Origin of the sequence: Nocardia anocheti, assembly GCF_029675105.1 — a bacterium.
Classification (GTDB): domain Bacteria; phylum Actinomycetota; class Actinomycetes; order Mycobacteriales; family Mycobacteriaceae; genus Nocardia.
In genome coordinates, this window is the sequence record NZ_JAQQFV010000003.1 from 334501 (window position 1) to 352984 (window position 18484).

Consider the following 18484-nt stretch of genomic DNA (forward strand, 5'->3'; position numbering starts at 1 on the left):
CCGTCGACCTTCCGGTGATCTCGAGGGGTGAGTCTACGGTCGCTTCGTTTGCAGATGCAAGAACATCTGCACGTCCGTTCACGGCGTGTCGCAACGCCGATCGGCTTGTGGCGCTTGCGAATTCAGGGGGCTGGACAAGCCTGTGGGCGGGGTCTGCCTGGTCCTGACGTCGGGTAAGTACCGACCGGTGCGCAGTGTGCTGCCGCGTGTTAGTGTCCGCGTCGAATCATGCAGATGCAAGAACGTTTGAGCGTGCATCTGCAAATTTCGTACCGATGGGCATCATTCGAGAACGAGGAGTGTGGCGTGTCCGGAATCCAGCATGATCAGCGCGAACGCCCGGGCGTCGGCGCGTGGCGCAAGAGCACCTACAGCAATCCCAGCGGCAACTGCGTCGAGCTCGCCGAGGCGACCGACGGCTCGGTGGCCGTGCGCAACTCGCGCGACCCGCAGGGCTCGGTGATCTTCTACACCCGGCCCGAAATCGACGCGTTCATCCGCGGCGCGAAGGCCGGAGAGTTCGACTATCTGACGCAGTGATCGGTAATATCGGCGTCCATGACGGCTGAACCCGACGAGATCGGTCGCGTGCAACCGGTTGTCGACCGTGGCCCCACCGTGCTGCGTATCGCACTCGGCGGCCAGTTGCGCAAGCTCCGCGAAGGCAAGGGCATCACCCGCGAGGCCGCGGGCGAGGCCATCCGCGGCTCCCACGCGAAGATCAGCCGACTCGAGTTGGGGCGCACCGGCTTCAAGGAACGCGATATCCGCGACCTGCTCACCCTCTACGGGGTGCACGACGTGGCCGAGCGGGAATCGTTCTTCGAACTCGCCCGGCAGGCCAGCGAACCCGGCTGGTGGCATCGCTACAGCGACCTGCTGCCGTCGTGGTTCAGCACCTATCTGGGACTCGAACAGGCCGCCAGCCAGATCCGGACCTACGAGGCGCAACTGGTGCCGGGCCTGCTGCAGACCCCGGAGTACACCAGGGCGATGGTCACCCTCGGGTTCGACGACGCCGAGACCGAACGCCGGGTCCAGGTCCGGCAGTTGCGCCAGGACATCCTGCGCCGGGTCGACCCGCCGGTGGTGTGGGCGGTGATCGACGAGGCCGTGCTGCACCGTCCGGTGGGCGGGCGCGAGGTGCACCGCGCGCAGCTGCGCTATCTGGCCGAGCTCTCCGAGCTGCCCAATGTCACCGTGCAGGTCCTGTCGTACTCGGCGGGTGGGCACGCGGCGGCGGGCAGCTCGTTCTCCATCCTGCGCTTCGCTGAACCCGAGCTGCCCGACATCGTCTACCTCGAGCAGCTCACCAGCGCGCTCTACCTCGAGCGCAGGCAGGACCTGGCGCTGTACCTGTCGGTCATGGACCAGCTCAGTGTGCAGGCCGCCCGGCCGGACCGCTCGCGCGAGATCCTGCTGGACTACGCCACGCGCGACTGATCGACGACACGACCGCTGACGCCGACCGGCCAGGAGCCGGTCGGCGTCGTCGTGTCAATAGCGGATGCAACCGGCGGCGATGCGCCAGAAGGTGTCGGGAGCCAGCGTCTGCAGGTCCCAGTCGTCGGCCATCTCGTGCGCGGTGGTCACGATCCGGTCGATGTCGAAGTCGTTGCGAGTCGCCGCGCCGGTGGATTCCACGGCGTCGATGACGAAGGCGACCGCGGTCTCCCTGGAGCACCCGGTGGTGATCGGGAAGGTGGTCGCCGCGCGATCGGCGAGTCCGAAACGGCCTTTGGTGTTGTTCATATTGAGCGCCCCTGTGTTTAGGCAGTGGCAAACCCAGGGCAACTAATACCCCGGGTGAGCCGCTCGCGGCCTCCCCTGACTATCCCCTGAATTGTGTTGCGGCCCTGAGTTTAGGACGGGGGCACTTTCAGATGCAAGCACATCTGCATGATCGATTCCGTCTCGATGCGCTGCGTTTCCCGGCTTCTGAGCGGCGAATCCGCGGTGGCGCGACGGCCCTCGCCGGGCGGCTCCGCCGAACGATGGCGTGACCGGCGGTTCATAGGTATTCCTTGGTCGCCGGAATGGCTCCGGGCGGATTCCGGAATGGTCCCGACCGGCGAATGGAGTTGCGATAGTTAATTTTCGGCTATTGAAATCTCGGCGACCGCCGTGTCGATCGGGCGCGTGCCCGCGACGAGCTCGAGCGTGTGTCGAAAAGTGTTGTCCGCGACCAAGATCGACGCCAACGTGGCGGCCACGTCGGCGCGGGGGATGTCGGCGCGCGGAATCGGCGGTGGACCGAGCGTGACCAGACCGTTGCCCTCGGCGTCGGTCAACCGGCCCGGCCGCACGATGGTCCAGTCCAGATCCCGGGCCCGCAGATCGTCCTCGGCGCGGGTCTTGGCGTCGAGGTAGGCCGCCCACACCTCGTCGGTGCCCGGCGCGGGCGGCTGCCCCGCGCCCATGGTCGAGATCTGCACGAACCGCCGCACTCCGGTCCGCTCGGCGGCGTCGGCCAGTGCCACCGACCCGCCGAGGTCGACGGTGTACTTGCGCTGCACCCCGCTGCCCGGCCCGGCGCCCGCGGCGTAGACCACCGCGTCGGAGCCGTCGAGGGCGGCGGCCAGGTCGTCGGTGGTGTCGCGTTCCAGGTCGTAGATGACCGGGACACCGCCGGTGGCGGCGACGTCGGCGGCCTGGGCGGGGTCGCGGATCAGGGCGTGGACCCGGTCGCCGCGGCGGGTGAGCCGCTGGGCGAGCAGCAGAGCGATCTTGCCGTGTCCACCGGCGATGACGATGCGCATGCGAGGTGCTCCTTTCGGGCGGTCAGCGTTCCGGGCCGCCGGGATTGCAGTTGGCGGCCACCGTGGCCTGATAACCGACATCGGGACGCCACGGCTCGAGATTCCAGCTCGGTTTGTCCGGTGCCACCATCCTGGCCCAGACCCAGTGGCAGCGGAACTGGTCGAACATGCCGGGGGAGTCCGCGGTGGCGTCCATCGCCAGGATCTCCGACCAGGCGAGCTGATCGCCTCCGGGTGCCGCGGTCTTGCGGCCCGCGACGGTGGGATAGATCTGGAGGCGGGCGCCGTCGACGTTCTCGGTCCAGCTCAGGTGATCGATGAGCGGCAGTCCGGCGTAGGGGTCGACCGTGGTGGTCGGTGGCGCGATGGTGGCCGGAACGCGGTCGGTGGTGCGCGTGGGGGAGTTCGTGGTGGTGATCGCGGCCGCGGGCGGCTCGTCCTCGGGACCGCATCCGGCGAGCGCGGCGACCGCGCAGACGGCCAACGCGGGGCGGTACCACCGGATCACGAACGCCTCCTGTTCCCGCGGCGCCGACGCGCGCCACCCGGCCAGCCTAGTGCGGCGGCGCGGCGGGTGCCGGTGGTCGGCGGGGGATCAGTGCCACAGCGAGCGGCACGGCAGGCGGCGTAAGCCGGGTCCGACCTGGCTGTCGACGGTCACCAGCAGCCCGGCCGCCACGGCCGCGCAGGTGAACTCCCACGCCTCGGCCTGGGTGGCGGCGTAGCGCAGCACCAGCACGTCCGCGGGGGCGGGGCCGTCGAAGTACACCGTGATCCGCCGCGTGGGTATTTCGCTCCGGTCGACCGGTTCGGTGGTCACGGCGATGTTCTCGTCGGTGCGAATCATGGCCTGCTCCTTCTGCCCCGGCGCTGGTGGGCGCCTTCCTACTCGACGGTAGGACCCCGGCCATCGAGTGGAACATGTTCTGGTCTTCGCCTGGAGATCTCACAGTTCGCCCGAGCCGTCGCGTGCGTCCACCCCAGTGGGCGCGACGGCGGGCTTGCTTCCGGCCACAGCTTCGTCGAGCGGCGGTTGTGAGCCGCGCCGATCTTGCCGGAAAGGGGTTCCGACGGGCCACGGTACCGGTCAGGATCGGCGGCGACGGCAGCGACACGGGAGGGACAGCCGGATGACCTGGATTGCCGCGGTGCGACGGACTCGCCCGCGCCGGACACTGCTCGCGACGATGGTGGTGGCGCTGCTGGCCGTGGTGCCCGCCGCGGCGGGCCACGGCACGCCGCTGTACCCGAGCGCCGATCCCGACCCGATGTACGGTCAGCCCGCCGACCTGGCCGCGCATCAGCCCGGCGACGTGCTGGCGGTGCGGGCGATGCCGCCGCTGGCGATGTTCCCCGACACCACCGTCACCCTCATCCAGTTCCGGTCCACGAACTCCGCGGGCGAGCCGATCGCGGCCACCACCACCGTGCTGCAACCGAACAACCAGCAGCCCGACGCGCCGGTGCTGTCCTATCAGCACATCATCAACGGGCTCGGGGTGCAGTGCTCGGTGTCGAAGGTGCTCTACACCGACGACCCGAATCTCATGGTGCGCGAGGCGGTTTTCTGGAATGTGGCGTTGCGTCGCGGCTGGACGATGGCCCTGCCCGACCATCTGGGCCCGAACTACGCCTACGGCGCGGCGAAGCTGGGCGGACAGGTCACCCTCGACGGGATCCGGGCCATTCGCCAGGTCGAGCAACTGCGCGTCGAACACAGCCGGGTGGCCATGGCGGGCTACTCCGGCGGCGGCATGGCCACCGCGTGGGCCGCGGCTCTGCAACCCACCTACGCGCCCGAGGTCGAGATCGCCGGAGCGGCCATGGGCGGGGTGCCGATGAACCTGGTCTCGATGCTGGAGGGGCTCGGCTTCGGCGCGCATCCGGTCTTCGGGCTCGCGCTGGCCGCCGGAATCGGCCTGGAACGCGAATATCCCGACCGCTTCCCGATCAGCGACCAGATGAACGCCCGCGGCCTGGCCGCGCGCGCCGCCATCGCCAACGCGTGCACCAACGACATCCTCAGTACCGGTGCGGGACACGGCATCCTGGACTTCGCGGCCACCACCTCCCTGGTCGACGACCCGCGGGCACGCGCGGTGGTCGAGGAGAACAGTCTGGAGCTCTACGACGGCGCGCCGACCATGCCGGTCTTCGAATGGCATTCGCCCATCGACGGTCTGATCCCGGTCGACGCCATCACCGACACCACGCGCCGCTGGTGCGCGGCGGGCACGCCGGTGGTCACCCAGTCCACACCCACTCCGGACCACCTCACCGCGGCCGTGCTCGGCCTGCCCGCGGCCGTGAGCTGGCTCGACGCGCGCCTGCGCGGGGAGGCCGCACCCAGCACCTGCTGACCCGTCCGCCGCCCGGTCGTGTTGCGATCGGGCGGCGGTGCGCACACGAACCGGGCACGACGGCCGGACCGTGCGGCCGCGCGGGTTACCGTGAAGTGCACTGACGGCGGGCGTTCTTGGGGGAGATTCGGCGGAAATCGAAGCACCGCAACGCGTCACGTCTGTCGACGATTCCGTCGCCACCCGAAGGCGTGTGTGCTATGAGATCTGTGCGTGTTCTTGTCGGTTCGTTCGTATTACTGCTCTCGTTCGCCGTCGGCACCGCCGCGGCCGATCCGCCGCCCACCCCGGAATTCCCGGTGCCCCAGCCCGGTTCGCCCGGTTTCCTGCCCGATATCCAGCGCTGGATCGACCAGATCCTGCCGTCCCCGATCCAGACCGACGCCACCGCCGGTGATTCCGAGGCCGAACTGGCCGCGCTGCACGCCGCGGTGCTGCCCTCGCCGGTGGGCGACGCGATGTTCGACCAGTGGCCCGACGGCCTGGCCGAGCTGGCGCCGGGTGACCTGATCGAGGTCCGCGACATCACCCCGACCGCGGGCCTGCTGACGCTGATCCCGCTGCGTTCGGCCTCGCTGTTGAAGTTCCGCACCTCCGACGCCCAGGGCAGGCCGTCGTTCGCCACCGCGACCCTGATCGTGCCCGCCGCCGAATGGACCGGACCCGGTGACCGTCCGGTGCTGGTGAACAACCTGCCCATCGACGCCCTCGGCCGGGCCTGCACGCCGGGATACACGCTCTCGCACGGTCTCACGCTCGACACCAATATGACCGACTTCTTCCCACCCACCACCCAACTGGCCGCGCTGCGCGGCTACGCGGTGCTGGTACCCGACCACGAGGGCCCGTGGATGGCCTACGCCGAGCCCTACACGGCGGGTCACGCGGTGCTCGACGCCATTCGCGCGACGCGCGGCTACGATCCGGCGGCCTTCGGCACGAGCCGGGTCGCGATGACCGGCTACTCCGGCGGCGCCATCGCCACCCACGGCGCCACCAAACTCATCGAGTCCTACGCGCCCGAACTCGCCGAGGTGATCGTCGGCGCCGCCCTGGGCGGAGTGCCCGCCGACTTCGAGATCCTCTCGCGCAGCATGAACGCGAACCTGGCCTCGGGGGTCTTCATGGCCGCGACCTTCGCCATCGGCCGCGAACGCCCGCAGATCCTGGCCGCCATGAACAATCTCGCCCGCTGGGTGGCGACCTCGCCGATGAAGGACCAGTGCATCAGCGTCTTCGCCCTCCCCGGCGCCCTGCACCTGCCCATCGACGTCGGCGCCAACATCACCGATCCGCTGCGCTCGGAGCTGGCCACCGAGATCTACGAGATCACCCGGATGGCCGGAATGCGCTCGACGGCACCGCTCTACATCTACAACGGGGAACAGGAGTTCTGGATCCCCGCCGCCGGGGCCCGCAACCTCTACAACGAACAGTGCTCGCTGGGCGCGAACGCGGTGTACCGCAGTGTCTTCGGTGAGCACGTGATCGGCGCGGTGACCGGGTACCCCGAGGCGATGCTGTGGCTCGACGAGCGGTTGCAGGGGGTCCCGGCCCGCAGCGAATGCTGATCCCTAGACGGGGAACAGGCCGTGCTTGCGCGGATTCGGCCGCACCACCGCCTCCTTCTCGCGAAGCAGGCGCAGTGCGTGCCGGATCTCGAGCCGGGTGGCGGCGGGCTCGATGACGGCATCGATGTAGCCGCGTTCGGCCGCGGTCCACGGCGTGGCCACCGTGGCGTTGTACTGGTCGATCATGCACTGGCGCACGCCCGCCCGCTCCGGTGCCGGAACCTGATCGAGCTGGCGTCTGCCGACGATGCCGACCGCGCTCTCCGCGCCCATCACCGCGATCCGCGCGGTCGGCCAGGCCAGACTCAGATCGGCGCCGAGCTGCTTGCAACCCATCACCGCGTACCCGCCGCCGTAGGCCTTGCGCACCACCACGGTCACCATCGGCACGGTCGCCTCGATCACCGCGCGGAAGAACCGGCCGCCGCGCTTGATCACGCCGTTGCGTTCCTCGTCGACGCCCGGCAGCACGCCGGGGGTGTCGACCACGAACACCAGCGGGATCCGGAAGGCGTCGCAGATCCGGAGGAAATGCGTCGCCTTGTCGGAGCAGCGGGCGTCGAGGGCGCCGCCGAGCACCATCGGCTGATTGGCGACCACGCCGACCGGTCGGCCGTCGACCCGGGCGAACCCGGTGATCAGATTGGCCGCGGTGGCGGCGGCGATCTCGTGGAAGTCGCCGTCGTCGAACAGGCGCAGCAGGATGTCGTACATGTCGTAGCCGGTGCGATCGGCGTCGGGGATGATCGTGTTCAGCTCGCGGTCGCTGTCGGTGATCTGAGGCTCCAGGCCCGGGTTCACGATCGGCGGCGGCTCGTTGCAGCTGCTCGGCAGATAGCTCAGATACGCGCGCGCCCAGGCGAACGCGGCCGCCTCGTCGGCGGCGACGTGGTGGATGGTGCCGTTGTCGGCCTGCACCCGCGCGCCGCCGAGCTCCTCCATGGTGACCGATTCACCGGTGACCTCGCGGATCACCTCCGGCCCGGTGACGAACATGTAGGACTGCTCGGTCGCGATGAGCACATCGGTGTTCACCGGCGCGTAGACCGAACCGGCCGCGCACTTGCCGAGCATGATCGAGACCTGCGGCACCAGCCCCGAGAGCTGTTCCTGGCGGCGGCTCATCATCGCGTACCAGGCCAGCGAGGTGACCGCGTCCTGGATACGGGCGCCGCCGGAATCGTTGATCGCCACCACCGGGCACAGATTGGCCAGGGCGAAATCCAGTGCCGCGGCGACCTTGCGGCCGAACATCTCTCCGACCGACCCACCGAACACGGTCTGGTCGTGGGCGATCACCACCACCGGCCTGCCGTCGATCTCGCCGCGTCCGGTGACCACCCCGTCGCCGTACATGGCGTCGGCGCGACCGGGCTGACGGACCAGTTTCCCGATCTCGACGAACGTGCCGGGGTCGAGTAACGCGCGCACCCGCTCTCTGGCGCTGGGAATGTCCTTCGTTTTGCGTTTCGCGATCCCGACCTCACCGGCCGGTTCCTCGGCCAGCTCCAGCAGGCCCCGGAGTTCTTCGAGTTTTTCGCGCGTGACGCTCATCGATGGTCTGGTCCTTCGAACATTCTTCGCCGTCGTTGGCGACGGTCACGAGCGTAGCGCCGACACACTGTGAAATGTGACCATTCCACTAAATGCCGCGAAGGCGCTGCCCGCGATCGGCGGGCAGCGCCTTCGGCGTCGGTGGGGTCAGGCGGCGCTGCGGTAGCTGCGCGCGACGAGCGCGGACCGCAGGTACCACAGGCCCGAGGGCTGGGTGGGGTCGAAACCGGTCAGCTGACCGATCCGCTTGAGCCGGTAGTCGACCGTATTGGTGTGCACGTGCAGCACCCGCGCGGTGCGCTGACGGTTCAGATTGTTCGCGATGTGGCGCTGCAAGGTCTCGAGCAGTTCGGGGTACTGGTCCAGCGGGTCCAGCAGCGAACCGAGGAATTCCCGGCCGGGACCGGGGCGGGTGAGTTGGTATTCCAGCGCGAGCTCGTCGAAGCGGTACAGCCCGGAGGTCACCTCGAGGCGCTGCACCATGTCGAGCAGTTCGTGGGCCTGGTCGGCGGCGTCGGGGACACCGGTGCTGCTCGACTCGACCATCGCGGCGGTGATCCCGACCTGCGCGGCGTGCGAGAGCTGGGCGACCAGGGCGGCCAGACCATCACGATCGAAGGTGTCGGCCGGGATGAGTACCGTGCCGCCGTCGACGCTGAGCAGCGACAACGCCGTCTCCCCGCAGCGCTTGGCCAGCTCGGCCTGCACGCGGCGCAGTTTGCGCCGGGCCACCACCTTGGCGTCGAGCGCGGGGTTGGCCTCCTCGCGGTGCGGCGGGATGGACAGCGCCAGCACGGCGTAGGTGTCGGCGATGGCGATCCCGCACTCGCGAGCCATCGTCGAGGTGGGGTGACCGCCGAGCAGCGCCGAGGTCAGCGTGTGTACGGCGGTGTGGTGTTCGCTGACGACGCCGCGCAACTCGCGCACATAGGCCAGCGAGACCTGCGCGGTGATGGTGTCGAGCAGTTCCATCACGACCTTGACGCCGTCGACGAGGTTGTCGTAGTCCTTCACCGACGCGCTCGACACCACCAGATCCAGGCCGATCTTGAAGCCCTCGGCGATCGAGTGGTGGATTGTGTCGATCGGGACGCCCTCGCGGGCCCACGCGCTGGCCGCGTCCTGCAGTCGCTGCAGCGTGTTGGGGATGTCGCGGCCGTCGAGCATGCTGACGGCGAATTCCAGGCAGATCCGGGTGATGGTGGTGACGTCACCGGAGATGGCGTCACCGGGCAGGGTGCCGCAGGGTGCCACGTTCTCGACGAAGTGGCCCACCATCTGTCGGGACAGCGCACGGACGTCCTTGAGTGGCGAAGACATCGGCCGCCCGGAGATCGTCAACGATTGCCGGGGTGGGTTGTCTACGGACATCTGTGTTCCCTTCGCCTGTTTCCGGGCTGTACCCCCCGCCGTCCAGCGACTTCACCCTAGCCAAACCGTGCGCGGAGTGGAAAGGATTGCCCGGTTATAGGTCGGCGGCACACCCGCCGGGGCCGCCATGGTGACCCTTCACAAGTCTGGTCGATCGCTATCGGGGGTTGTAGAGTTCACCGCGCCGGAACGAACCGATAGGGGCACCCATGATGCGACCTGCCGTCCGTTGTCTGGTCTGGGAACTGGACGAAACCCTCTGGGACGGTGTGGTCCACGACGGGACCAGCGCCGCGCCGCGCCCACCCGCGGTGCGCACGCTGCGGAAGCTGAGCGAGCGCGGCGTACTGCATGCCGTCGCGGCCCGCGGTGATCGCGCGCGCACGCTGCACACGCTGTACCGGCACGGCCTCTACGAGATGTTCTCGGCGGTCGAGATCGGCTGGGGCCGCAAGTCGGCCTCGATCGTGCGCATCGCCGACACCCTCGGCCTCGGCCTGGACGGCCTGGCGTTCCTCGACGCCGAGCCGGTGGAACGCGCCGAGGTCGCCCGTGCGTTGCCGATGGTGCGCTGCTACGCCGCGCGCAATGTCGAGATGCTGCCACTGCTGCCCGATTTCCGCCACGACCTGCGCTCGGGCCCGCTGCCGACACCGCCGCTGGGCTTCGCCCGGGTCCCCGCCCTCTGAGCAGGCGCGTTCGCACGCGGTGTCGGACCGCAGACGATGCCTACGTGCATACCGTGCCAAAACGGACAAAAGAGCCAGTCGGCGCGAGAGTTCGACTCGGCGGTGAGGACGGGCCGCGGCGACCCGCCCTCACCGACCGGATCAGCCCTCGGCCAGGATGAACGACGCGGCCTGCTCACCGATGAAGATGGCGGGCGCGTTGGTGTGGCCGCGGATGATCAGCGGCATCACCGAGGCGTCGGCCACGCGCAGCCCCTCGACCCCGCGCACCTTCAGGTCGGGCGCGACGACGCTGGCCTCGTCGGTCCCCATCCGGCAGGTGCCGACCGGGTGGTAGAGGGTGTGCGAGAACTTCTCGATGGTGAGCGCGATGGTCTCGTCGAGATCCTCCGGTGCGTCCGGCGGGTAGATCAGCGCGCCGAGCGCGCTCTTGAGCGCGGGCTGACCGACCAGACCCGCGCACACCCGCAGCCCCGCCACCAGCGCGGCCCGGTCGGCCCCGTCCGCGTCGGACAGGTAGCGCGGATCGATCACCGGCTTGGCCGTCGGATCGGCCGAGGCCAGCCCGATCTTGCCGCGGCTGCGCGGACGCAGCAGGATCGCGCCGAGCACGACACCGTGCTCGGTCGCCTCGACCAGACCCTCGTGATAGAAGGGCGCGGGCGCGTAGATCAGCTCCAGGTCGGGGTGCTCGAGCTCGGGCTCGCTGCGCACGAACCCGTAGGCCTCGCCGACATTGGAGGTCAGCATGCCGCGATGCCGCACCAGGTAGTTGATCAGCTCGAGCGGCTTCTCCGCCGCGAACAGCGAATCGGACTCCACGCCGTAGCCCAGGGCGGCGATCAGGTGGTCCTGCAGATTCGCGCCGACCTCGGGGGAGTGCACGACCGTCTCGATGCCGTGCGCGGCCAGCTCGTCACGATCACCGATGCCCGAGAGCTGCAGCAGCTGCGGGCTGTTCACCGCGCCACCACACAGGATGACCTCGCGGTTCGCGGTGACGGTGTGGGTCTGCCCGTCCCACAGATACTCCACCCCGGTCGCCCGGGTGCCCTCGAAGACCACCTTGGTCGCCAGCGCCCGCGCGTGCACGGTCAGGTTCGCGCGCTTGATCGCCGGGTGCAGGTAGGCGTCGGCGGTGCTCCAGCGCCTGCCGTCGCGCTGGGTCACCATGGTCTGGGTGAATCCCTCGGGCGCGGGCCGATTCGGCGATTCGAGCTCGTGACCGGCCTGGCGCGCCGCCTCCAGGAAGGCGTGGGTGGACGCGCGCGGGCTGCGCTGACGCTGCACGTGCAGCGGCCCCTGGGTCCCCTCGTCGGGGAACTGCGCGTCCTGCACCCGCTCGATCTTGCGGAACTGCTCGACCGCGGCACCCCAGTTCCACCGGTCCCCGGCGAGCAGCCCCCACTCGTCGTAGTCGGCCCGGAACCCGCGCACCCACATCATCGCGTTCATCGAGGACGACCCACCGAAGGTCTTGCCGCGCGGCCAATAGATCTGGCGCTCGCCCAGGCCCGGCTGCGGTTCGGTCAGGTAGTCCCAGTCACGCTCGGTGCGGAACAGCTTCGAGAACGCCGCCGGAATGTGGGCGAACTTGTCGTCGTCGGCCGGTCCGGCCTCCAACAGCACTACCGTGGTGCCCGAGTCGGCGCTGAGCCTGTTCGCGAGCACCGCCCCCGCTGATCCGGAGCCGACGATCACGTAATCCGCGGACGTCCCACCTGCTTGCACTGTCCAACTCCGATCCTGCACTGCATCTGTCGTAGTCAACTCGGATGCGCCACAGCCGGACTCGTCGCCGGGCGGCGCTGGAAGCAGCGTACTGACAGTCGGCGCCCGGCGGGTGCTCCGTGTCTCAGTCGGTGGCCGCCGCGGCCGCCCGGCCCGCGCGTCTGCCGTAGAAACTGCCGTCGCCCAGCGACGCCCCGCTGACGTACCCGCCCGCGCACAGCCCCGACGTGCACCGCCCCGCCGCGTAGAGCCCCGCGATCGGCTCCCCGCTCACGTGCAGCACCCGCGAATCCAGGTCGGTGCGCAGCCCGCCGAGGGTGAATCCGGCGGTGAACCCGCGCAGATCGAAACCGGCCAGCGAGCCCGAGATCGGGCGCACCCATTCGGGTTTCTTGCCCAGCAGCGGGTCACCGCCCTGCTCGGCGTGCCGGTTGTAGATGGCCACGGTCGTCTGCAACGCCTGCTCGGGCAGCCCCATCTCGGCCTCGAGCTCGGCCACCGTCTCGGCGACCCACTTGGGCGGGAACCGGAAGAACGGGGTCGCGCTCTCGGTGGCCAGGGCCTCCTCGAGCGACTGCTCGTCGATGACGAGGAACGCCTGGTTCTCCTGCTGCAGTAGCGTCGCCTGACCGATCCGGCCCGGATAGGTGTCCTCGGCGATGTAGCGCTGCCCGCGCCCGTTGACCATGATTCCGCGGGCCATCATCTGCGGATCACCGAAGATGGCGACCTCGCTGGCGTCCATGTGCGCCAGCTCGGCGCCCAGGGCCTGGGCCAGCCGGATTCCGATGCCGTCGTGTTCCTCGATGGCGGCGCCGGGCCGCCCGCTCAACTTCGGGGTGTAGCGGTCGATCATCTCGGTGTCGTAGGCGAAACTGCCGGTCGCCAGCACCACTCCCCGCTCGGCCCGCACCGCGACCGGCTTGCCGAAGTGGGTGGCCAGCACACCGACCACGCGATCGTCCTCGTCGACGATCAACCTGCGGATGCGGGTGTCGTACTCGACCGGGATCGCCAGCTCCGCCACGGTGTCGGCGAGCGGCTTCATCAGCATGTAACCGCCGCTGCGCTCGCCGATCTTCTTGCCCGCCAGTTCCGGCACGTGCCCGCGCGGCGCGGGCGTGGCGATGTCGAGGAACGGCGCCGCGTTCTCGCCGCCGGAATACATCAGCCCCTCGTCGTGCGGCGGCTCCCAGCCGGGCTCGCCCCAGAACGACTCCTTGAACGGCACCCCGCACTCGACCAGCCAGTTGTAGTGCTCGACGCTGCCCGCGCAGTAGTCCTCGATCTTGGCGGTGTCGACACACGGCCCCAGCGCCGCGGTGAGGAAGGCGGCCATGTTCTCGGGGGTGTCGTCGAAACCCAGCGCCTTCTGCAACGGTGTCCCGCCGCCCAGGTAGACGAATCCGCCCGCCAGCGCGGCCGCGCCACCCCAGCCGCCGGTGCGTTCCAGGATCAGCACCCGCGCACCCGCGCGCGCGGCCTCGATCGCCGCGCACACACCGGCGATCCCGTATCCGGCGACGACGACGTCGGCCTCGAAATCCCAGTGCGTCACGGTGTTCGCGCGCAGCGGGCGGACGGTGTCGATCCGGGGTGGGTTTTCGGTCACGAGCGGCCTCCGGTGTTCGGGTGTGTACCGAAATGGTGCCGCGTCACCGCCGACAAAACAAGAACGTGTTTCAGAAATCTGGCCGGGCGGGACCCTGGGCACCGCGCGGCCGCTCCGGTACGGTGGCGCCGGTGAGCGCGAATATTCGAGACATCGTCGTACAAACCCTCCGCGGCGAGGACACCACCCTGGGTGCGGTGGCGGGCGACCGGGCGGTGCTGCTGGTCAACGTGGCCTCCAAGTGCGGCCTGACCCCGCAGTACACCGGCCTGGTCGAGCTGCAGAAGACCTACGGCGAGCGCGGCTTCACCGTCGTCGGCGTGCCGTGCAACCAGTTCATGGGCCAGGAGCCCGGCTCCGCCGAGGAGATCGAGGAGTTCTGCTCGGTCACCTACGGCGTGGACTTCCCGCTGCTGGCCAAGGTCGACGTCAACGGCGAGGACCGCCACCCGCTCTACACCGCCCTGGTGCAGACCCCCTCGGCCGACGGCTCGGCGGGCGACGTGCAGTGGAACTTCGAGAAGTTCCTGATCGGGCGCGACGGCGCGATCGCGGGCCGCTTCCGTCCGACCGTCACCCCCGATGCCGACGAGATCGTGCGCGCGATCGAAGCCCAGCTCTGACTCAGGCCGAATTCGCCAGCAGCGCGTACTGTGCCGCGGCCTGCTGGCGCACTCCGGTCGGCTCGGGCCCGCTGACGAACGCGCCGTAGCGTCGGTAACTCACGTAGCAGCGGGTCAGCGCCGCCGAGCCGGGAGCGCTGCGACGTTCCGCGCAGTGCGCGCCGGGGAGGTTCTCCGGCGCGCTCACCGGGTGCGTCGACGAACTGAGCGTGCGCTGCCAGGTGTCGCCGAAGTCCGTGGCGGCGTCCTCGTCACGGAAGCGGAACAGCGTGGTCGTATAGGAATTGGCCACGCTGTCCACCCCGCCGCGATCCCACGCGGCCGCGAGTTCCGCGGGCTCGGACGGTCGATAGTGCAGACTCGCCCGTCCCGGCCAGGCGCCGAATTCGCGCGAGGAGACGGCGATCTGCTGATTGGCCGGGCCCGGGATCAGCGTGCGCCGCAACAGCCCGTCCGGATCGCGGGGGAGGTCGGCGAGCCGATCGGGCGCGGTCGGCGTGAACTGCTCCAGTAGCGGCACCTGGGCGTCGAGCATCGCGGCGACCCGGCGTGCGAGCGCGTCGATGTCGGGACTCGGATGCTGCAGGAACAGGCTCACCACGATCTCACCGTGCGCGAACGTCGCGCCGATCGTCTTCACGCCGGGCCGCCAATGCGCGTGCGCGGCGGCGTAACCGGGAATCGGCACCGGCTGATTGTCCGGGCTCACCGCGAAATCGGTGGCCTCCAGATCGCGGGCGGCGGCCTCGGCCGCGGCGGCACCGGGGAAGCGCAGCAGGACCACCCGGGTCACCCGCGCGTCGGTCTCGATCGCCGGGGTCTTCGCGTCGAAGGCCCGGTCGCCCTCGGCGATGTCGAAACCGGTGATCATCCGATGCCGTTCCAGCACGGGCAGATTCACATTGGAGATGGCCGAGGCGTCGGCGGTGCGCCGCGGTGTCTCCAACACGTCGGTACCCCAGTTGTGGGTGAGGTCGGCGTCGACATCGTGCGGGAACACGATCGCCCCGCCCATCCGCAGCCCCTCCAGGATCGCGCCGTCGGTCGGCTTGCGGCCGCTCTCGATGTCGGCGGGCGTGGTCGTGTACCGGCCCACGTCGAGCGTGCGGACATCGATCTCGCCGGGCGTCGCGGTGCCGGTCACCGCGGAACACCCCGCGAGCAGGACCGCGACCGCGCCGAGGGCCGCGATCACAGGGGTGCGCTGGTCAACCATTCGTCGATCATCTCCTGATGGGTGTGGCCCTTCCAGTACACCTGGAGCAGCACGGTCGAATGCGGTGCGGTGTCGAACCGCACCAGCAGCCACGGCCCGGACGAGCCGTTGAAACTGCGCACGGTGAGCGGTTTGCCGTAGCGCGAGCGCAACTGCTGGCTCGTCCCGGCGGGCAGCGTGGCGACGAACTTCGTCACCGTCTCGACATCGGGGTGGGCGAGCACCTGCAACTCCAGATGCTCGCGGTCGGTGCAGTTGAAGCCGTTGTCCCACACCGCGTCCGGGTTCTTGGTGGCGAAACTGCACCGGAGTCCGCGATAGCCCTCGCTGTCCGGGCCCGCGGGCAGCAGATCGGGGAACAGGGCGATGGTCGGCCGGGCCGCGGCCCAGGTGTCCACGATCGTGGTGGTCGGGGCGGCGGTGGTGGTCGGCGGCAGTGTGCCGGTGCCGGGCTCGTCGCGGGTGAGCGCGATCGTCGCGGCCACGGCCAGCACGGCGGCCAGTCCGGCCGCCGCCCCGGCCCCGACGATGCCGCGACGGGACCTTCCCGAGCCCCCTCGCGGCCCACCGAGATCGGCCACCGACCCGGAACCGTTCCCCGAACGATCGAATCGCGGGGCGGTCGCGCCCGTGAACGGCACCGTCGGCCCGACCCCCGTGGTGAGCGCGGTGGAGGCGGCCGCGACCATCTCGGCGCAGCTCGCGAGGCGGTGCGCCGGGTCCTTGGCCAGTGCGCGCGCGAACACCGCGTCCATGGCCGGGGGTAGGTCGGGTCGCAGCGCGGTGACCCGGGGGACCGGATGCATGAGGTGCGCGCCGATGAGCGCGCCCGCGCTGGTGGCGGTGTAGGGCGGTTGCCCGGTGAGCAGGTGGAACAGCGTGCAGGCCAGCGAGTACTGATCCGAGCGCGGCCCGAGCGGTCGGCCGTCGAGCTGTTCGGGCGCGGCGTAGCGCAGTGTCGCCACCAGCGAGCCCGTCTGGGTGAGCGCGGTCGCCTCGTCGATCGCCTTCGCGATCCCGAAATCGGTGAGCAGCACCTGCTGCGCGCTGACACCCGGCGCCGGTTCGCGCAGCAGGATATTGGCCGGTTTCACATCCCGGTGCAGCAGCCCGGCCGCGTGCGCGTGGTCGAGGGCGTCGGCGGTGCACCGCGCGATGTGCAGCGCCCGCTCGACCGGCAGCGGTCCCGCCCACAGCGCCGTGTCCGCGTCGCTGCCCGCCACGTACTGCATGGCGATCCACAGCTGCCCGTCCGCGCTACCCCGATCGTGGATCGCCACGATGTTCGGATGATCGAGCCGCCCCGCCAACTCGGCCTCCCGCTCGAACCTCCCCCGGAACAGCGGGTCGGCGGCGAACGAGGAATGCAGCAGTTTCAGCGCGACCAGACGTGGCAGCCGCGGATGCCGGGCCGCGTACACGCTGCCCATGCCGCCGGAACCGAGCACCCGCTCGATGCGAAAACCGGCGAAAACGGCACCGGCGGGGAGCTCGTGCATGCAGTCACGGTAGCCCAGGGCCGGTGTCGTCGTGATCGTCACGCCGTCGATACGCAGGTCACCGCCGGGTTCCGCGCACCGCCAGCGCGGCGGTTCCGGCCGCGACGAGCGACATCGCGGCACCCCCGAGGTGCACCAGCCGCACCGCCTCGGCGGCCGTCGCCGTCTCCGCCGTCGCGAGGAACACCGAGCCCAGGCTCGCGATCCCGGCCACGATGCCCACCTGGACCGCGGTGACGAGGATGCCGCTGGCATCGGCGGCCAGCGGCACCGGCACCGCCGCCAGCGCCCGCGTCATGAGCGGACCGAACGCCAGCCCGTTCCCGACCCCGAACAGCCCGAACGCGATCGCCACCGCGACCCCCGTCCCCGCATCCCACACCACCGCCAGCCAGGCGAGCGCGACGGCGTCGAGCATCAGCGCGCACGGAATCATCCGCGCGTGCCACCGCGTCGGCACCCGCTGCCACGACAACCCCGCCACCGCGAACGCCACCCCCATCGGCAGGAACTGCACTCCCGCCCGCACCGCCCCGAACCCGAGCGCCCCCTGCAGATACAGCGCGCACGCGAACAGCCAGCCGCTGAAGATCGCCATGATCAGCGACAGTGTCGCGGCGGACGACACCAGCCCCGTCGCACGCACCACGCTCGGCGCGAACAGCGGCTCACCACCTCGCAGCGCGACGGCCCGTTCGACCACCCCGAACACCACCACGGAGACCACCCCCGCCCCGAGACACACCACCGTCCACCGCGGAAACCCCAGTTCATAGCCCACCATGAGCGGCACGACCAGCAGCGACACCGCCACCGTGAGCGTCACCAACCCCACCACGTCGATCCGGCGACCGACCCGTTCGCTCACCGGCAGCACCCGCACCGCCATCACCCACAGCGCCAGTCCGAGCGGCACATTCACCAGGAACACCCCACGCCACCCACTGCCCGCCAGGTCCGCGTCCACGATCACCCCACCCAGAATCTGCCCCACGACGACACCGCTGGAGACGATGGCCGCGTAGAGACCCAGCGCCCTGGCCCGGGTCGACCCGGTGAAGGTGCGCTGGATCATCGTCATCACCTGCGGCACCATCCCCGCCGCCCCGACACCCTGAACGAACCGGAACACGATGAGCGACAACTCGTTCCACGCCAGCCCACACGCCAACGACGCCACCGTGAACACCGCCAGCCCCGCCACGAACGCCCGCCGCTGCGTATACCGCTCACCGAGCCGCGCGCCGCCGACCAGCAGCACCGCGTACGCGATCACATACCCGGCCACGATCAACTGCAGCCCAGCGCCATCGCTGCGCAGATCCGCGCGCATGGCCGGGACGGCGACATTGACGATCGAGGCGTCGAGCACCGCCATGAACTGCCCGGCGAGCAGGACGACGAGCACGGCGACCGACCGCCGCTGTTCCGTCGTGAGATGCGCTGTCGGCGCGACTGTCTGACTCATGCCCCGATCGTGCGGAGCGTCCGACGTGCCG

17 protein-coding genes are annotated in these 18484 nt (G+C 70.0%); 6 read left to right on the forward strand and 11 right to left on the reverse strand.

The genetic code is table 11. The features are described from left to right. Window positions 1–234 precede the first annotated feature (234 nt). Window positions 235–540 carry a DUF397 domain-containing protein gene (locus tag QC180_RS09055; protein ID WP_474646409.1) on the forward strand — a complete coding sequence of 102 codons (306 nt, stop codon included), beginning with the start codon at window positions 235–237 and terminating at the stop codon, window positions 538–540. Between the two features lie 18 nt (window positions 541–558). Further along, complete coding sequence (locus tag QC180_RS09060; RefSeq protein ID WP_278262185.1) at window positions 559–1443, forward strand: helix-turn-helix domain-containing protein; 885 nt, start codon at window positions 559–561, stop codon at window positions 1441–1443. 54 nt (window positions 1444–1497) lie between these two features. Here QC180_RS09060 and QC180_RS09065 read toward each other — a convergent pair whose 3' ends face one another. From QC180_RS09065 to QC180_RS09080, 4 genes are all read right to left on the reverse strand, one after another. Continuing rightward, window positions 1498–1752: a hypothetical protein gene (locus tag QC180_RS09065; RefSeq protein WP_278262186.1), complete on the reverse strand. Its 255-nt coding sequence runs from the start codon at window positions 1750–1752 to the stop codon at window positions 1498–1500. Window positions 1753–2090: 338 nt separating this feature from the next. After that, the gene (locus QC180_RS09070; protein WP_278262187.1) at window positions 2091–2759 is read right to left on the reverse strand and encodes an SDR family oxidoreductase; all 669 of its coding nucleotides are present in this window, start codon (window positions 2757–2759) and stop codon (window positions 2091–2093) included. A gap of 22 nt (window positions 2760–2781) precedes the next feature. Next, entirely contained in the window at window positions 2782–3267 is a 486-nt protein-coding gene (locus tag QC180_RS09075; RefSeq protein ID WP_278262188.1) for a DUF2599 domain-containing protein, read from the reverse strand. A gap of 87 nt (window positions 3268–3354) precedes the next feature. Continuing rightward, window positions 3355–3606 (reverse strand): hypothetical protein, encoded by a 252-nt coding sequence (locus tag QC180_RS09080; RefSeq protein ID WP_278262189.1) that lies wholly within the window; start codon window positions 3604–3606, stop codon window positions 3355–3357. A 283-nt stretch (window positions 3607–3889) separates the two neighbouring features. Between QC180_RS09080 and QC180_RS09085 the strand changes: the two genes are divergently transcribed. Next, the gene (locus tag QC180_RS09085; RefSeq protein WP_474646410.1) at window positions 3890–5119 is read left to right on the forward strand and encodes a lipase family protein; all 1230 of its coding nucleotides are present in this window, start codon (window positions 3890–3892) and stop codon (window positions 5117–5119) included. Between the two features lie 200 nt (window positions 5120–5319). Then, window positions 5320–6690: a lipase family protein gene (locus QC180_RS09090; protein WP_278262190.1), complete on the forward strand. Its 1371-nt coding sequence runs from the start codon at window positions 5320–5322 to the stop codon at window positions 6688–6690. A gap of 3 nt (window positions 6691–6693) precedes the next feature. On the opposite strand, the gene QC180_RS09095 is transcribed toward QC180_RS09090, so the two are convergent. Both QC180_RS09095 and QC180_RS09100 read right to left on the reverse strand, forming a co-directional pair. After that, window positions 6694–8244, reverse strand: coding sequence for an acyl-CoA carboxylase subunit beta (locus QC180_RS09095; RefSeq protein WP_278262191.1), 1551 nt, complete (start codon window positions 8242–8244; stop codon window positions 6694–6696). 147 nt (window positions 8245–8391) lie between these two features. Continuing rightward, window positions 8392–9564 carry a PucR family transcriptional regulator gene (locus tag QC180_RS09100; RefSeq protein WP_474646411.1) on the reverse strand — a complete coding sequence of 391 codons (1173 nt, stop codon included), beginning with the start codon at window positions 9562–9564 and terminating at the stop codon, window positions 8392–8394. A gap of 260 nt (window positions 9565–9824) precedes the next feature. Here QC180_RS09100 and QC180_RS09105 point away from each other — a divergent pair, with 260 nt between their 5' ends. Continuing rightward, window positions 9825–10304: an HAD family hydrolase gene (locus QC180_RS09105; RefSeq protein WP_278262193.1), complete on the forward strand. Its 480-nt coding sequence runs from the start codon at window positions 9825–9827 to the stop codon at window positions 10302–10304. Between the two features lie 141 nt (window positions 10305–10445). Here QC180_RS09105 and QC180_RS09110 read toward each other — a convergent pair whose 3' ends face one another. Together QC180_RS09110 and QC180_RS09115 are read right to left on the reverse strand one after the other, a co-directional pair. Next, window positions 10446–12035, reverse strand: coding sequence for a GMC family oxidoreductase (locus QC180_RS09110; RefSeq protein WP_278262194.1), 1590 nt, complete (start codon window positions 12033–12035; stop codon window positions 10446–10448). Window positions 12036–12159: 124 nt separating this feature from the next. Beyond that, complete coding sequence (locus QC180_RS09115; protein WP_278262195.1) at window positions 12160–13647, reverse strand: FAD-dependent oxidoreductase; 1488 nt, start codon at window positions 13645–13647, stop codon at window positions 12160–12162. A 131-nt stretch (window positions 13648–13778) separates the two neighbouring features. On the opposite strand from QC180_RS09115, the gene QC180_RS09120 reads away from it, so the two are divergent. After that, window positions 13779–14270, forward strand: a complete 492-nt coding sequence (locus tag QC180_RS09120) for a glutathione peroxidase (protein WP_278262196.1) — start codon at window positions 13779–13781, stop codon at window positions 14268–14270. A gap of 1 nt (window position 14271) precedes the next feature. Here QC180_RS09120 and QC180_RS09125 read toward each other — a convergent pair whose 3' ends face one another. The 3 genes from QC180_RS09125 to QC180_RS09135 are packed head-to-tail and all read right to left on the reverse strand — an operon-like array spanning window position 14272 to window position 18453. Beyond that, window positions 14272–15486 (reverse strand): DUF7373 family lipoprotein, encoded by a 1215-nt coding sequence (locus QC180_RS09125; RefSeq protein WP_278262197.1) that lies wholly within the window; start codon window positions 15484–15486, stop codon window positions 14272–14274. Beyond that, window positions 15462–16985, reverse strand: a complete 1524-nt coding sequence (locus QC180_RS09130; RefSeq protein ID WP_278262198.1) for a serine/threonine-protein kinase — start codon at window positions 16983–16985, stop codon at window positions 15462–15464. The genes QC180_RS09125 and QC180_RS09130 overlap by 25 nt, the downstream gene beginning before the upstream one ends. A gap of 58 nt (window positions 16986–17043) precedes the next feature. Continuing rightward, complete coding sequence (locus QC180_RS09135) at window positions 17044–18453, reverse strand: MFS transporter (RefSeq protein WP_278262199.1); 1410 nt, start codon at window positions 18451–18453, stop codon at window positions 17044–17046. Window positions 18454–18484 lie beyond the last annotated feature (31 nt).

Bases quoted from the DNA above. Each gene is read 5' to 3' on its own strand.
- QC180_RS09055 (WP_474646409.1), top strand. From the start codon at position 235: ATGCAAGAACGTTTGAGCGTGCATCTGCAAATTTCGTACCGATGGGCA.
- QC180_RS09060 (WP_278262185.1), top strand. From the start codon at position 559: ATGACGGCTGAACCCGACGAGATCGGTCGCGTGCAACCGGTTGTCGAC.
- QC180_RS09065 (WP_278262186.1), bottom strand. From the start codon at position 1,752: ATGAACAACACCAAAGGCCGTTTCGGACTCGCCGATCGCGCGGCGACC.
- QC180_RS09070 (WP_278262187.1), bottom strand. From the start codon at position 2,759: ATGCGCATCGTCATCGCCGGTGGACACGGCAAGATCGCTCTGCTGCTC.
- QC180_RS09080 (WP_278262189.1), bottom strand. From the start codon at position 3,606: ATGATTCGCACCGACGAGAACATCGCCGTGACCACCGAACCGGTCGAC.
- QC180_RS09085 (WP_474646410.1), top strand. From the start codon at position 3,890: ATGACCTGGATTGCCGCGGTGCGACGGACTCGCCCGCGCCGGACACTG.
- QC180_RS09090 (WP_278262190.1), top strand. From the start codon at position 5,320: ATGAGATCTGTGCGTGTTCTTGTCGGTTCGTTCGTATTACTGCTCTCG.
- QC180_RS09095 (WP_278262191.1), bottom strand. From the start codon at position 8,244: ATGAGCGTCACGCGCGAAAAACTCGAAGAACTCCGGGGCCTGCTGGAG.
- QC180_RS09100 (WP_474646411.1), bottom strand. From the start codon at position 9,564: ATGTCTTCGCCACTCAAGGACGTCCGTGCGCTGTCCCGACAGATGGTG.
- QC180_RS09105 (WP_278262193.1), top strand. From the start codon at position 9,825: ATGATGCGACCTGCCGTCCGTTGTCTGGTCTGGGAACTGGACGAAACC.
- QC180_RS09125 (WP_278262197.1), bottom strand. From the start codon at position 15,486: ATGGTTGACCAGCGCACCCCTGTGATCGCGGCCCTCGGCGCGGTCGCG.
- QC180_RS09130 (WP_278262198.1), bottom strand. From the start codon at position 16,985: ATGCACGAGCTCCCCGCCGGTGCCGTTTTCGCCGGTTTTCGCATCGAG.
- QC180_RS09135 (WP_278262199.1), bottom strand. From the start codon at position 18,453: ATGAGTCAGACAGTCGCGCCGACAGCGCATCTCACGACGGAACAGCGG.